A 15,424-nucleotide genomic window follows, 5' to 3' on the forward strand; every position below is an offset into this window, starting at 1 on the left:
TCCACTACCTCCGCAAATTTAAAGCACAAAGGAGCTTTTTTAATCCTTTTTCTAATCCCTAATCCAGAATTCACGTTTATCCATTCAGTGCACAAGTGGGCATACGATATATCGAAAATTATCTTATATTTGCATGCTATAAGATAGAACAAACCGTTTAATCGCCTTTCTACCGGTATAGTTGCTGTTTGGAAGCGATATTTTCCCGCTAAAATAGGCTAAAAAAGCAAATAAAATTACATGATTGTAATCAATGATCTTACCTATCATTTGGGCAAGCGAACTTTATATGATTTAGCTTCGTTACATATTAAACCCAAGGATAAAATTGGCCTAGTAGGTCCTAATGGGGCTGGAAAGTCTACTCTGTTAAAGATTATTACCGGTACGCTTACACCAGATAGTGGCAAAGTCACTAAAAGAAAAGAATGTTCCATTGGTTTTCTGAATCAGGACTTACTTTCTTATCAATCTCAGGATACCATTCGGAATGTAGCCATGCAAGCTTTTAGTGCAGCATTGACTACGCAAAAAAAAATTGAGTCTTTGTGTCAACAGATGGAGGTAAACTATTCCGACGATTTGCTGATGCAACTATCGAATCTTCAAGAAACCTTTGAAAGAATAGGAGGATATGATATACAGTCAAGAACAGATGCGATGTTAGAGGGTATGGGTTTTACGACCAAGGATTTAGACCGTTCGCTTTCTGAGTTTTCAGGTGGATGGCGCATGCGGGTTATGTTTGCCAAATTGCTTTTACAAGAACCCTCTTTGTTGATATTAGATGAACCAACCAACCATCTAGATTTGGTTTCGATTAAGTGGGTAGAAACCTATTTAAAGAATTACGATAGTGCTTTTATAGTAGTTTCGCATGATAGAAGCTTTTTAGATGGTACAACTACTAAAATTGTAGAGATTTCTGATAAAAAATTTACTATTTATGTAGGGAACTACAGTGACTACGCCATACAAAAAGCAGAAAGGAGTACTTTACTAGAAAACGCCTATGCCAATCAACAAAAACAGCTGAAACACGCGCAAGAATTTATAGACCGTTTTAGAGCAAAGGCTAGTAAAGCAAAACTGGTCCAGTCTAGGATTAAAGCATTGGATAAGGTAGATAAGGTAGAAGCACCCACTATGCATCGTAAAACGATAAAGTTCCAATTTACGATCAAGCAAAATCCAAGTAAAATTATTGCTGTAATAGAAAAAATAAATAAGTCTTATGGTGCGGTAAATATTCTAAAAGATGCGACCATACAAATTGACAGAGGAGATAAAATCGCTTTAATTGGTGCAAATGGACGGGGTAAAACTACGTTGCTGCGTATTATAGCTGGACATGCGCTAGCCGAGCAACAACAAAGAAGTTTTGGTAATAATGTAGAGATGGCTTTTTATGCGCAGCATCAGTTAGAAGCCTTGAATATAGAACATACCATTATAGAAGCTTTGCATGCGCATAATAGCAATGAACGCACTGAACAAGAGTTGCGTGCCATAGCGGGTATGTTTCTTTTTACTAAAGATGATGTATATAAAAAAATAGCAGTGCTTTCTGGTGGCGAAAAAGCACGGGTTGCCCTAGCAACGGTACTGCTTTCTCAAGCAAACTTTCTAGTACTGGACGAGCCAACCAACCATTTAGATATGCAATCTATTGATACACTCGGACAAGCCCTACAGCAATATGAAGGTACTTGTTTGTTTGTATCACATGACCGTAACTTTATCCAACAGTTAGCCAATAAAATTTGGTATATTGAAAACAAAAAAGTAAAGGTATTTCCCGGAAGTTATGAAGCATTTCAAGAAGTAGTGGATCTAACCTAAAGGGAAATCAAATGTAGTTTTTTATACATCTATCTAATAAGTCCTCTGTTTAGGTAAAAAAAGCCTCTGCTATAAAAATCTTTTTTATACTAGCCTAAAAAGGTATAAAAAATACCTATTCTGATATAAATCCATTTGCTTGTCGCTCCCAAAGTTTTGCAAAATATCCATTTTTAGCTAATAATGCTGGTATAGTTCCCTCTTCAACAATGATGCCCCTATCAAAAACTAAAATCCGATCCATATCATTTATAGTAGACAAACGATGTGCAACAACCAAGGCAGTTGCACGCTGAATTACTTTTTTTAAATTTTCTTGGATCCACTTTTCCGTAATAGAATCTAGTGCAGAAGTAGCTTCATCCATAATGAGTATGGGTGCATTTTTTAAAATAGCACGCGCAATGGCAATACGTTGGCGTTGCCCTCCAGAAAGCTTTACACCACGTTCTCCAACCATCGTTTGAAATCCTTCTTTCATATTTTTTATAAAATCAATACAATATGCTAATTTTGCTGCTTCCAGTACCTCTGTTTCTGTGGCATCTAAACGACCATATTGGATGTTTTCAAAAATCGTCCGGTGAAAAAGAATCGGATCTTGAGGAATCATGGCGATTTGTGCGTGTAGAGAATCTTGCGATACTTTTGAAATATCCTGATTATCTATTAATATTTTCCCACTATTTAGGTTATACAAACGCAATATTAGATGAACGAAAGTAGTTTTTCCAGAGCCAGATAGACCCACCAAACCGACCTTTTCTCCACCTTTAATTTGAACAGATATTTCGTTAAATATATTCGTCTTTTCTTTATAAGAAAAGGTAACCCGATCCAAACAAATAGCCGCTTGGTTAATAAGTAGGGGACGTGCATTGGGGTGATTTTTGATCTCGTGTGGCGCACTTAAAATGGAAAGTGCAGCATTAGAAATACCGATTTCTTTGGCAATTTGTGTGATATGAAAAGTACTATGCCAAATTAATCCCATTAGATTAAAGAAAGTCATTGTAACTAGTGAACAATCCCCTATGGTAATCCAGTAGTTGTTCCATGCATAAATCAATGTAGAAAATGTAATTACCACAAAAATAAAAGTAAGCCATCCTTTATAAAAATTAGCTTTTTCAATGGCCCAAGAGGCCTGTTCAGATTTTTTTATTTCATCTGTTTGATATTTATTCAAATACTTTAGTTCGTAAGATGTGCGTGAAAATAAACGTACGGCCAACATAGCACCCAGGCTATCTACTATTTGGCCATCTAGTTCAGAGATAGCTTCTGCATGCGTTTTGGCTGTATGATTTATATCTTGCATGTTTAAAATGGTTAATGCCACAAAAATGGCTACAAAAACCAATAAAATTAGTCCAAAAAGAGCATGTATCTGCAGAACCAGTCCCAAGGAAATACAAAAAGTAAGTATGGTAGAGAAAAAGTTACATATGAAAATATCTAAAATGTGCGCACATGCACGAGGCAACTCTGCAATTTTATTGGCTAGTCCACCTGTAAAATGTTCAGAAAAATAGCCATGAGCGTGGCCTTGTGTATAGGTAAGGATGCTTTCTCGAATATCCTTTCGAAATCTCGGCCAAACATACATAGATACCATACCATAGAACCTGTTGGCAATTTCCATGAGCAACCAAGAGGTAAACAATCCCATTAGGGGAAAAGCTAGTAAGTTAAAGGGTGCATCTATACCTGGACTAAGTAATAGAAGCTTATTAATCAATACTTTAACAAAGTAAGGGCACAATGATTCATTCAGTGGCCAAAATATCATGGTAAAGAACATAAAGCTGAAATGAACCGATTGCCGTTTTACAAAAAAAATAATAAAAGGAAAGAGCTTTCTCGGTAAGGCATTCATTTCTTTAGGCATTGTAGTTATCTAGTTAATGGGTAATCAAAATGTTTTAGAATAGGAACGTTGTGTGTTAAAGATATAGGACCTAGTCTTCCTATATCAGTTGGCCCATAGCATGGGTTCAACCCATTATTTTAGAATAATATTTGATAAGAATAGCATTTGGTATAGACTTTGTATAAGTTATGGATTACAACAGCCGTTAACACTTTTTATTAATCTGAATAGACCAAATAAATATCGCTAAAAAGAATTATGTAAACAATATAGATGATTGGGGAAGTTCTGCTGATTCTGTCGCCTTTATTTTAAATAAATGTTATCCTGCTATTTGCATTTAAAAATTAGTGGCCATGTTTGCTATTATCCTAATAATTATGGTTTTGTTTCATCTGTAGCTAATTTTCTATAGTTCTCTCTTTTGTTAAATTTTGGGTGGTGGATACTTTTGAATTAATTTGTTTATTTTTTTCTTAAACTGGTTGCCTCTATCTTCAAAATTTTTAAATAAGTCAAAGCTAGCACATGCTGGGGATAAAAGGATTACTTCTCCAGGTGATGCAATCGATAGTGCCATATGTATGGCGTTATATAGGTTATCGGTTTCTTGTATGGGCAATCTTAGCGGACCAAAGGCTTTTATAATGAGGTGGTTGTCTTTTCCCAAACAAATGATTGCTTTTACCCGCTCTTGTAGAATAGGCAATAGTAGGCTATAGTTGTTTCCTTTATCTACTCCTCCTGCTATCCAGATAATAGGTTGGTTAAAACTAAGCAATGCAGCCGTTGTAGAGCCTATATTAGTCGATTTTGAATCATTATAACAGTCTATGCCTTGTGGGGCACCACACCATTCTAATCGATGGGATAGCCCATGAAACTTAGGTAAAGCAGCATAAATGGTTGCAGGTGCTACCCCTGCTAATGCCGCTGCTGTAATGGCAACCATAGCATTGTATTCATTGTGTCTACCTGGTAAAGCGATTTGTTCCCTGTTAATACAAAAAGAGGTGCCATCCACATTACAATTGCATAGCCCATCGCTATTCCAAATAGAGGATGGATGAATAGGGTGCAGTTCGGGTAAAATATTTTGTGCTTGAAGATATGCAGCAGTGATTGGATCCGATTTGTTATAAATAAAGTGGTCTAATGGAGTCATATTGCGCAATATATTCAATTTAGCTTTTGCATAGGCTTCTACAGAATAATTGTATCTATTCAAGTGGTCAGGTGTAATATTTAATAGGCAGGCAATATTTGGTTTAAAATTTTTAAGACTTTCGAGTTGAAAGCTGGAAAGCTCTAATACATAGTAGTCATAACTATCTTTTGCAAGACACCTTGCAAAACTATACCCCATATTCCCAGCCAAAGCTACATCGTATCCTGCCGCATGGAGCAAATGGTAGATCAGGTGTGCTGTAGTACTTTTCCCATTTGAACCCGTTATAGCTATGATCCTACCTTTTGCATAGGGTGCTGCAAAGGTTATTTCATCTATGATGGGTATACGGTATGCATGAAGCTGCTGAATGATTGCAGTTTCATGGGGTATACCAGGACTTTTAATGACTTGATCAGCCCCTTTTATTTTTTCTATCGTATGGTGGCCTTCTTCAAATGGAATGGCATAAGTTTTCAGTAAATGTTTATAATCATCCTTAATTATACCTATATCCGAAACGAATACCTCTATGCCTTTTTGTTTGGCCAGTAGTGCTGCTCCTGTACCACTTTCTCCTCCACCTAGTATAACCAATCGCATACTTGTATGATTTAAATAGTATTTTTTGTTTTTGGCTGAGTCAGTCTATAGGTTACATATTGATACACTGCTAAGAGAGCGCCAATCGCTAGTATGATACGCGTTATAATGGTTAGACTATTTATGGCTAAATCTAGTGGCTCATCTAATTTGAGATACATGATAGATATTGCGCATAAATTGTGTAGTCCATGGGCGATCATAGGATAAATAATGTGTTTGGTGTGGTAGTATAGATGGCTCAGAAAGCATCCCATCACAAAATACAATAGGTTATTCCGCATATTACCGTGCATCAGACTAAAGGCTAACGCACTAGTTAGCGTGATCCATAATCTGGTAGAAATGATTTTGTAGAGTAGTTTTTCTAAAATACCTCGAAACAGTAGTTCTTCTAAAATAGCAGCCAGGCAGCTTATTTCTATAATCCCATGGTATAAAAAATAGATCCTACTACTAAAATGTCGTATAGACTGTACATTAGGATACCATAATGCTTCTTGAATACTGCTTAGCAACAGTAAGCCAAATGTCATGGTCAGTTGCAATAATACCGTACCAATCATTAATTTGTAGCGATAGGGTACTATATCATCTTTTATGCCCTTGTTTTGTTGTAGATATAAATAATAAATAAAAGCAAGGCAACAAATGATGATGCGCAATATAAACTGCTCAAGTGTGTAATGGTGGCATAAAGGTTTATGCGTTGACTCGATCCATAGGATAAAAAACTTAATAGGCAGATAAAGTCCTATACAAAATAGGGTTAATCGTTTGAGTAATCTAATTTTTAACCACATGGTTGCTATTTTTTACGTATATTTTCATTGAGTTAAAGTTAAAAAAATGGATCATGATCTTATCAATGGCCCCTGTAGCGTGCTCAAAAAACCAGAAGAGCAGCTTGATAAAGCCTTGCGGCCCCTTCAATTTAATGATTTTTTTGGGCAAGAAAAATTAGTCCAAAATCTACAAATATTTGTAGCAGCTGCTAAGCAGAGAAAAGAAGCTTTAGACCATGTGTTGTTACATGGTCCTCCTGGTTTAGGTAAGACAACATTGGCCTATATTATTTCCTATGAGCTGAATACCAATATAAAAGTTACCTCTGGACCTGTATTGGATAAACCAGGTGATTTAGCTGGCATTTTGACCAGTTTAGAGCCTTCTAATGTACTTTTTATAGATGAAATTCATCGTCTGAATCCCATAGTAGAAGAGTACTTATACACTGCCATGGAGGATTTTAAAATAGACATTATGTTGGATGCAGGTCCTAATGCACGTAGTGTACAATTGTCACTTAATCCTTTTACATTAATTGGGGCGACGACCCGTTCAGGTTTGCTAACCGCACCGCTACGGTCCCGTTTTGGTATTAATGCGCGATTGGATTACTACCATACCACATTGCTGACTAAAATTGTTCAGCGGGCCAGTAGTATATGGGGTAGCCCTATTGATCAAGAAGCTGCTTATGAAATTGCCAGGCGCAGTAGAGGCACCCCACGTATAGCCAATAATCTGCTGAAACGTACCAGAGATTTTGCGCAGATTAAGGGGGATGGACACATTACCCAAGCTATCGTTGCATTAAGTTTAACTGCTTTGAACGTAGATGAGAATGGACTTGATGAAATGGACAAACGGATTCTTACCAATATTATTCAAAAATTCAAAGGTGGTCCCGTAGGGCTTACCACTATTGCAACTGCTTGTCTAGAGGAAGCAGAAACCATAGAAGAGGTATATGAACCATTTCTTATTCAAGAAGGATATATCAAACGCACGCCACGTGGAAGAGTCGCAACAGAAGCCGCCTATAAGCATTTGGGATTGCCTTATACCGCTGATGTTTTCGACAAATAGCGCCCGTTTTGCCTTTGTTTAGCACATTATTGTGTAGCAAGATCTACCTATATTTGTATAGGGTGATTTGGTTGGATAACGGCGGTTATGTACAATAATCTATAGGGTCAATATTTTCTCCATATTTTATTTATAATCAAGTAGTAAAATGGCAGGACATAGTAAGTGGTCTAATATAAAACGTAAGAAGACTATAAATGATGCAAGAAAAAGTAAAATATTTACAAAGCTGGTTAAAGAGCTAACCGTAGCCGCCAGAACGGGCGGCGCTGAACCAGAATTTAACCCACGATTGCGTTTGGCCATTCAAAATGCCAAAGGGGCTAATATGCCGAAAGATGCCATATTACGTGCGATTAGTAAGGCAAGTAGCCATGATGTAGCTACTTATCATGAAGTAACCTATGAGGGATATGGGCCACATGGAGTTGCCATCATGGTGATCTGTATGACCGATAAAGTGATTAGAACAGTAGCCAATGTGCGGGCTATTTTTGCGAAATATGGAGGCAGTTTAGAAAAAAATGGTGCCATTACTTTCTTGTTTGATTACAAAGGCTTCTTTACCATTCCTTCTGTTGATATTAAAGATTATGATAATTTTACCTTAGGGTTAATAGAAGCAGGAGCAGAAGCACTAGAAAACAATGGTGCATTTGCCCATGTAATTTGTGCAGTAGAAAATTTTGGAAAGATACAAAGACACTTAGAAGCAGAGTATATTGCACCAACTTTTGCTGGCTTAGAGTATATCTCTCATACTTTTGTTCAAGTAAGTGATGCTACATTGCCCAAGCTTATAAAGCTTATAGATGCGTTAAAAGATGACGATGATGTACAAAAAGTTTACCATAATATTGCTATGCAACCAGATCAGGAAGCTTTATGGGATTAAAAGACTAAAGCTGTCGTTTAATTTCTTTTCGCTCAAAACCCTCTATAATATCTCCTACTTCAATTTCGTCAAAATTTTTAATATGTATACCGCATTCAGAGACAGATTTTACCTGTTTGATCTCTTCTAGTCCATGCTTTATAGTCTGAATGGGACCTGTAAATACAATTTGCTCTTTCCGAATGACACGTATGGGGTTAGATTGTTTGATAAAACCTGTTTGAACTTGACATCCTGCAATATTACCAATTTTTGAAAAAGTAAAGATCTTTTTAACCTCTGCTCGACCTGTAGGTACTTCTTCGATAGTAGGTGCTAAAAGTCCCTGTATCGCATTGCGTACGTCATCTATAACACTATAAATAATTGAATAGTATTTAATCTCTACCCCTTCCCTTTCAGCGAATTTTTTAGCTTGTGCAGATGGTTTAATGTGAAAAGCAATGATAATAGCTTCAGAAGCAGCAGCAAGGAGTATATCAGACTCTGAAACGGCTCCTACACACTTGTGTAAAATATTTATCCCTACTTCTTCATGGGATAGGCTAAGCAATGCATCCGCCAATGCTTCAATAGAACCATCCATATCCCCTTTAATGATAATATTAAGCTCCTTGAAGTTGCCTACGGCTAAACGACGTCCAATTTCATCTAGGGTAAGTTGAGATTTTGTTCGCAATGCCTGCTCACGCAACATTTGTTGCTTTTTTTGTGCCAATTCCCCTACTTCTTTTATACTACCCATCACACGAAAGCTATCTCCTGCTCTGGGCGGACCATTTAATCCCAATACTTGCACAGCTGTAGCGGGAGGCGCTATTTTTTGCGCTATGTTTTGGTGGTTTAACATCGCTTTTACCTTTCCATAGTAGACACCCGCTAGCATAATATCGCCTAGCCGTAAGGTGCCATCTTGCACAATACCAGTAGATATATATCCCCTGCCAGGATCTAAGAAAGACTCAATAATTGTCCCTTTGGCTTTTCTAGAGGGTATCGCTTGTAAGTTTAACAGAGAAGCTTCGAGAAGAATTTTTTCTAACAGTTCGTTGACACCTTGCCCTGTTTTAGCTGATAGCTCTTGGCATTGGTATTTTCCACCCCAATCCTCCACTAGAATGTTAAGATTAGCCAAATCTTTTTTAACCTTCTCTGGGTTGGCTTGCGGTTTATCCATTTTATTGATGGCAATAATAATAGGACAACCTGCTACTTGCGCGTGACTGATCGACTCTTTAGTCTGGTTCATAATGCTATCATCTGCAGCGATCACAATTACAATAATATCGGTTACCTGTGCACCCCTGGTACGCATAGCTGTGAAAGCTTCATGGCCAGGTGTATCTAAAAAAACAATCTTTTTGTTTTGATCGGTAATAATAGCATAGGCTCCAATGTGCTGGGTAATACCGCCAGCTTCTTTTGCAGCTACTTTTGTAGTACGAATATAATCTAATAATGAAGTTTTCCCATGGTCTACGTGTCCCATAATCGTTACAATAGGTGGACGTTCTACAAGTGGACCACTGGTCTCTTCTATATCTTGATAGACTTCTTCCTCTTGTATGGCAACAAATTCTACACTATAGCCAAACTCATCGGCAACTACAGTGATGGCTTCTGCATCCAGACGCTGGTTGATCGATATAATCATACCTAAGGACATACAAGTAGAAAGTACTTCATTTACCGTAGTGTCCATAAAAGAGGCGAGTTCGCTCGCTGAGATAAATTCCGTAATTTTTAAGATTTTTTCTGCTGTTTTTTCTTGACTTTGACGTTTTTCTTCAGCTTTTAGATGAGCGTTACGCCTATCTTTTTTATATTTAGAGCGTGTGGCATCGCCGGTACCTTGGTTTAATTTTGCTAAAGTTCTTTTGATTTGACTTTCTATTTCTTGGGAAGATACCCCTTCTTGTTCTTTTGGGCCTAATTTTGTTTTAGAATCTTTTTCTTTACGAAAGGTATCCGAGTTTATATTAAAATTAGCTAATCCTGTTTTTTTACCATTTATAGATCTAGCTGTAACAGCGCTATCTATACCCTTTTTGAACCTATTTTGTAGTTTTGTACGCCCTATTTTAGATGTACCGATGCCAGCGTTGGATTTTTGGGGTAGAGAACCACTGTTCTGATGGTGCCTTCTAAAAGTAGGTTCAGGTAGGGTCATTTTACCTACGATAGTAGGTCTTTTAAGTGGTTCTGAAAAAGATATTTTATCTGGCTTAACAGGGACTGGTTCAACGCTTTCTTCTAAATAAGCTGCCTTAGCATCGGCCTCCGTTATTATTGAAGGAGGAGGTATTTCTGCAGTCTCAATCGGAGTGGAACGAACCGTAGAAGGGACTTTAGCTTTCGTTTTTTCAGTAGTCAAGTCAATTTTGCCAACTGTTTTTAAACCAGGTAAAACTGGAATAGAAGCTTCATAATGGGCAGGTAGGAGAGGGGAGGGTTGTTCTCCTATTTTCACTTTTACTGGTGTAGCTTCTTTTTGTAGGACTCGTGCTGGTTCTTTACTTTTTGCACCATCATGCTTATCAGATGGTGCAACGATATTTAGGTAGGTTTTACCAATGATTACATGTGCAGCTTCTTCTTTATCCATACCAGCTGAGACAAATTCAGTAGCTAATAGGTTAAATTGTTCGATCGTTATTTTAGCATTAGGCTTATTATCTACCACAAATCCTTTTTGAGCTAAAAAAGAAGTAAGGGTCTTTGTTCCTACATTTAATTTTCGAGCCACTTGGCTGAGTCGCATGTTTTTTTCTTGATTCATAGGATGTATTACGCTACCTAGCGGATGTATTTAGGTCAACGATTGAGCGCTTGATCTAATATAGCATAGATTTCGTCTATTGTTTCTTGTTCTAAATCTATACGTTGCTCAAGAGTTGCTCTGGACAAGGTTAAAACACTTCTAGCGGAGTCTAAACCAACTTTATGCAGTTCTTCCAAAATCCAAGGTTCAATGGTGTCATTAAACTCAGAAAGTGGAATATCATGCTGTTCTAAATGGTTGGACAGATCCCTATACACATCTAGTTCTTTGCCAATTAACCGACTGGCTAGTTTAATATTTTGGCCTCCTTTACCAATTGCTAGTGCTACTTGATTAGGATCCAAGTAGACAGAGATCCTATCGTTGCTTTGCTCAATTCGATTAATACATGCAGGGCTGAGGGCACGTGTAATATACAATTCTAAGTTATCAGTATAATTAATAATATCAATGTTTTCATACTGAACTTCCTTGACAATGCCGTGTATACGAGATCCTTTGATACCTACACAAGCGCCAACCGGATCGATTCTGTCGTCAAAAGTTTCAACCGCTACTTTTGCACGCGCACCGGGATCCCGTACAATTTTTTTTATGGCAATAAGACCATCCTGGATTTCAGGAATCTCATTTTCAAATAACTTTTCTAAAAAAATAGGTAATGTCCTAGAAAGTATAACACGAGGTATTGCATTATTAATTGTTACCTTGGAGACAACCGCACGAATATATTCTCCTTTTTTAAACTGATCCTTAGGTATTTGTTGTGATTTTGGTAAAAAAAGCTCATTGCTTTCGTCATCTAATAAAATGATTTCATTACTCAAAATTTGATTTACTTCAGCTGTAATCAAAGAACCCACCAGTTGTTCATATTTATTATAAAGGGATTCTTTTTCCAGTTCTCGAACCTTTTGTACCAGCATTTGCTTAGCAGTCAGAATCACCCTTCTGCTAAAATCGGAAATTTTCATTTCTTCAGATAGTTCTTCTCCTAGTTCAAAATCAGCCTCTATTTTTCTAGCCTCTGAAAGGGGTATTTTATCAGGGGCGCACCCATCTGTTGCATTATCTGCTACTACTTCACGAAAACGCCATATCTGGAGATCTCCTTTATCAAGGTTGATAATTATATCAAAATTATCACTATTCCCAAATTTGCTAAGCATAACTGCACGCAATACATCTTCTAAAATACGTATGACGGTGGGGCGATCAATATTTTTAGATTTGGCAAATTCTGCAAATGACTCTACTAATTTATTATTATCCATGTGTCACTAAACATAAGCATGTATCAAGGTAAAATATGCACAAAAAGCAGCATAAACCGCACGTCTGCAAGATAAATGGCTTTACCAGGGCTAAAACTAGGTTACGCGTTTTACTTTTTATTAAACGTTATTATAATGTACGGTAGGGATTAAAAATAATAAATTTATATTATTGCAACTAAAAATCTAATCCTAAATAGATGCCATGCAGCACCCTACACAACAAAATTATACTTTTTTAACATAATGCCAGTCTACAGCAGTAATATTAAACGCCAGACAATATACAAAAAATATCTCTAAACTATTTTAGCTTCTCTTAGAAATAGTAAAATAAACTTTGAATAAGCTATCGATCTCGGCCATTTTTTTTATATCTATTATAGCGAATGCCGGCCAATTCTTTTTGTAAATGTATCAGTTCTGTATCGATTACGCCTTGACCGATGCTTAATAGAATGCCTAATGCAATACCCGTAAATAAAACGGAAGTGCCACCCATACTCACAAATGGTAAAGGAAGGCCTGTAACAGGGCCGAGACCTACTGCAATTGACATATTCAATAAAGATTGAAATACAATTAAAAGAGTTATACCTATAGCTAAAATCCCCCCATAATAACTAGAAGCTGTAGGCAACAAAGCAATCGATCTATATAGTAAAAGTAAATAGAGCACTATGACAAATATACCGCCTATAAGGCCATACTCTTCAATTAAGATGGCATAAATAAAGTCTGAATAGGGGTGGGGTAAGAAGTTGCGTTGGGTGCTATTACCGGGCCCTTTACCCAAAAGTCCACCTGTTGCAATAGCAATATAAGATTGTTCGGCTTGAAAGGAGAGATTACCTTTCATAAATCCCTCTATTCGTTTAAGGGCTGTTCTCCCACGTTGACCCCAGATTAATGCGCCGCCTCCAACTAATATACCAGTAAGTACAATAATGAGTAAATACTTGATAGGGATTCTACCAATGAACATAAGGGTCAAGCAAGTGGCAAATAATAGAATGGCACAAGAAAAATTGGTTAAAGCAATTAACCCACTAATGAGGCCAGACCAGATTAACATAGGCAAACAGGCAGATCTAAAGCAGGTAATATTTTTTTGTTGCTTGGCTAGCATATGGGCGATCCGTATAATAAGGGAAAGTTGTGCCAGGTCAGATGGTTGAAAAGATTTATTAATAAAAGGAATATTCAACCAACGCGAAGCTTCATTTAATTTCAGTCCATATTGCCAGGTTACAAGCAAGAGTGGAATGGACATCCAAAGGGAAACTTTAGCGATAGCGGCATAGTAGCGGTAATCAATCCGGTGGCTTAACCACATAGCAGCTAATCCGCCACCTATAAGCAGCGCCTGCCTTATTAAATAGTATTCAGTATTGTGATCCATTTGTCTATAGGCTAAAGAACTAGAAGCGCTATAAACGACTAGAATACTGAGATGGGAAAATATAAAGGCAATGCCCCATATAATGGGATCTCCTTTTAGTTTTTCTTTAATCAACTGCTTCATAGGCAATGCACTATATCCTAATATCCCCTTACTTATATGCACTTAGTTAAAAGTAGGGTAACCGGACTTTTTTATTAGTCTATGGTATTTTTTTGATAGCATAGTTACTGCTGCAATCCAAGTGATGCAAATTAAGATAAATAATAGCATTGAAAATGGCGCCAGTTGATTGGGCTGTGCCGTAGCAAAAATAGTATAACAAATGACTTGTACAATCGCACCTACAGATTTTCCTATTTTGCCACCTAGTATGTCCACTGCTGCTTTGCCTTTTGTACCCATCTCACGGTCTAAAGGAATGTATACCATTTCTTTGGTTGCATCAAAGAAAGCGTATTTAGTCCCTTTAGCCAATACGTTTTGTAGACCACCTATAGCTATAATAATTGTTAAGGTAGATATACCCATTATAGTCTCTGGTAAAAAATTCAAATTCGTCGCTACTATAAAAAGAAAAAAAGAGCTGCCCACTACCAGTGTTGTAATGGGTGTAACCAGTGCTGCACCTAGCCAACTTAGTTCCCGAATGATTGTATTGCCGAAGCAAGAACAAGTAAGGGTACAAATGCCTGTCCAGAATAATACTTTTCCTTGATAATTAATAAAGTTTGCAGGGTCTTTTTTATAAAAAAGGCTGGTTTCATAGTACCAGAGTCCTTCTATTAAATGAACAACTGTGGAGTAAGAAATCATCAATACACAGATTAGGCCAAGGTATTTAGACTTGGAAACTAATTTAAAACTTTCATACAGACCCAATTGTAGTTTGGTATTTATGTGAACGGCTTTACCATAGATGATATGCTTTTCAATATACTTGTGTACAAATAGGATAAAGAGACACAAGAACATAATAACCACTGTAAGAGCAGCTATTTTTAGTTCTATTTCTGTTTTACGTACCCCTAGAAAGGGCAATAAAAAATGATCGCTACGAGAAAAGTAAACCATAATACTGCTGGAAATAAGTAGATTAGCTTGTCCAACTAAGTTCCAAAAAAAGTAAAAGTGGCTTGCTTCTTCTGTTTTAGTTATAGTATTAGCCAGCTGCCAATATAATAAGGTAAAAACAATCATAGGCCAAAGTTCACCCATTACATAGAAAAGCACCAATGTCCATTTCCCCCACATCATGAAAAACCATTTAAAATGGGGATGGAGCGTAATACAACCATCTACCATACAAGGATCAGGCTGTAGTAGCGCTTGATAAGGGAATAAAAAAAAACCAAATAGGATGAAAAAAAAGAGGAAAAAAAGTATAATGCCTCTGAAGATCTTTTCTGTAGTCGTCTTATTGCATAAGAGTGTATAGATCACTACAAATACAATCCCTGAGGGCATTTCAATAAATAGTTTGATAAAACTCAATACCTCTGCTCCTATTAAAGTAACGACAAGACTATCTTTTATGCCACGAATTAAATTTTGATTCAGTAGAATAAGAAACATTAAGATAGCCATAGAAAAAATTTTTTTTAGCGTACTGCTCTTAATAGGCCAGTGCGTAGAATACGATTTTTTTAATAGCGCGATTACTTGTTTCATATTTATTTTTATATTATAAAATGTATTGCACAGATCAAAAAT

At 36.8% G+C, this 15,424-nt stretch carries 10 protein-coding genes; 3 read left to right on the forward strand and 7 right to left on the reverse strand.

Translation table 11 applies throughout. The features are described 5' to 3' along the window. The first annotated feature begins 240 nt into the window (after positions 1 to 240). Positions 241 to 1,842: an ABC-F family ATP-binding cassette domain-containing protein gene (locus ACRRVD_RS00525; protein ID WP_432461238.1), complete on the forward strand. Its 1,602-nt coding sequence runs from the start codon at positions 241 to 243 to the stop codon at positions 1,840 to 1,842. 115 nt (positions 1,843 to 1,957) lie between these two features. Here ACRRVD_RS00525 and ACRRVD_RS00530 read toward each other — a convergent pair whose 3' ends face one another. From ACRRVD_RS00530 to ACRRVD_RS00540, 3 genes are all read right to left on the reverse strand, one after another. Then, on the reverse strand, positions 1,958 to 3,721 hold the full coding sequence (locus ACRRVD_RS00530) for an ABC transporter ATP-binding protein (RefSeq protein ID WP_432461239.1): 1,764 nt from the start codon (positions 3,719 to 3,721) through the stop codon (positions 1,958 to 1,960). A gap of 421 nt (positions 3,722 to 4,142) precedes the next feature. Next, positions 4,143 to 5,486, reverse strand: a complete 1,344-nt coding sequence (murD, locus tag ACRRVD_RS00535) for a UDP-N-acetylmuramoyl-L-alanine--D-glutamate ligase (RefSeq protein WP_432461240.1) — start codon at positions 5,484 to 5,486, stop codon at positions 4,143 to 4,145. 11 nt (positions 5,487 to 5,497) lie between these two features. After that, positions 5,498 to 6,289, reverse strand: coding sequence for a CPBP family intramembrane glutamic endopeptidase (locus tag ACRRVD_RS00540; RefSeq protein WP_432461241.1), 792 nt, complete (start codon positions 6,287 to 6,289; stop codon positions 5,498 to 5,500). Between the two features lie 46 nt (positions 6,290 to 6,335). Between ACRRVD_RS00540 and ruvB the strand changes: the two genes are divergently transcribed. Together ruvB and ACRRVD_RS00550 are read left to right on the forward strand one after the other, a co-directional pair. Next, positions 6,336 to 7,358 (forward strand): Holliday junction branch migration DNA helicase RuvB, encoded by a 1,023-nt coding sequence (gene ruvB / locus ACRRVD_RS00545; RefSeq protein ID WP_432461242.1) that lies wholly within the window; start codon positions 6,336 to 6,338, stop codon positions 7,356 to 7,358. A gap of 148 nt (positions 7,359 to 7,506) precedes the next feature. Then, complete coding sequence (locus tag ACRRVD_RS00550; RefSeq protein WP_432461243.1) at positions 7,507 to 8,253, forward strand: YebC/PmpR family DNA-binding transcriptional regulator; 747 nt, start codon at positions 7,507 to 7,509, stop codon at positions 8,251 to 8,253. A 4-nt stretch (positions 8,254 to 8,257) separates the two neighbouring features. Here the strand turns inward: ACRRVD_RS00550 and infB are convergent, their stop codons facing one another. From infB to ACRRVD_RS00570, 4 genes are all read right to left on the reverse strand, one after another. Continuing rightward, on the reverse strand, positions 8,258 to 11,032 hold the full coding sequence (gene infB, locus ACRRVD_RS00555; RefSeq protein ID WP_432461244.1) for a translation initiation factor IF-2: 2,775 nt from the start codon (positions 11,030 to 11,032) through the stop codon (positions 8,258 to 8,260). A gap of 35 nt (positions 11,033 to 11,067) precedes the next feature. Further along, entirely contained in the window at positions 11,068 to 12,309 is a 1,242-nt protein-coding gene (gene nusA / locus ACRRVD_RS00560) for a transcription termination factor NusA (protein WP_432461245.1), read from the reverse strand. Between the two features lie 349 nt (positions 12,310 to 12,658). Then, positions 12,659 to 13,876, reverse strand: coding sequence for an FtsW/RodA/SpoVE family cell cycle protein (locus ACRRVD_RS00565; RefSeq protein ID WP_432461246.1), 1,218 nt, complete (start codon positions 13,874 to 13,876; stop codon positions 12,659 to 12,661). Further along, entirely contained in the window at positions 13,877 to 15,382 is a 1,506-nt protein-coding gene (locus ACRRVD_RS00570) for an Npt1/Npt2 family nucleotide transporter (RefSeq protein WP_432461247.1), read from the reverse strand. Positions 15,383 to 15,424 lie beyond the last annotated feature (42 nt).

Origin of the sequence: Candidatus Cardinium hertigii (assembly GCF_050864915.1) — a bacterium.
Classification (GTDB): domain Bacteria; phylum Bacteroidota; class Bacteroidia; order Cytophagales; family Amoebophilaceae; genus Cardinium; species Cardinium hertigii_D.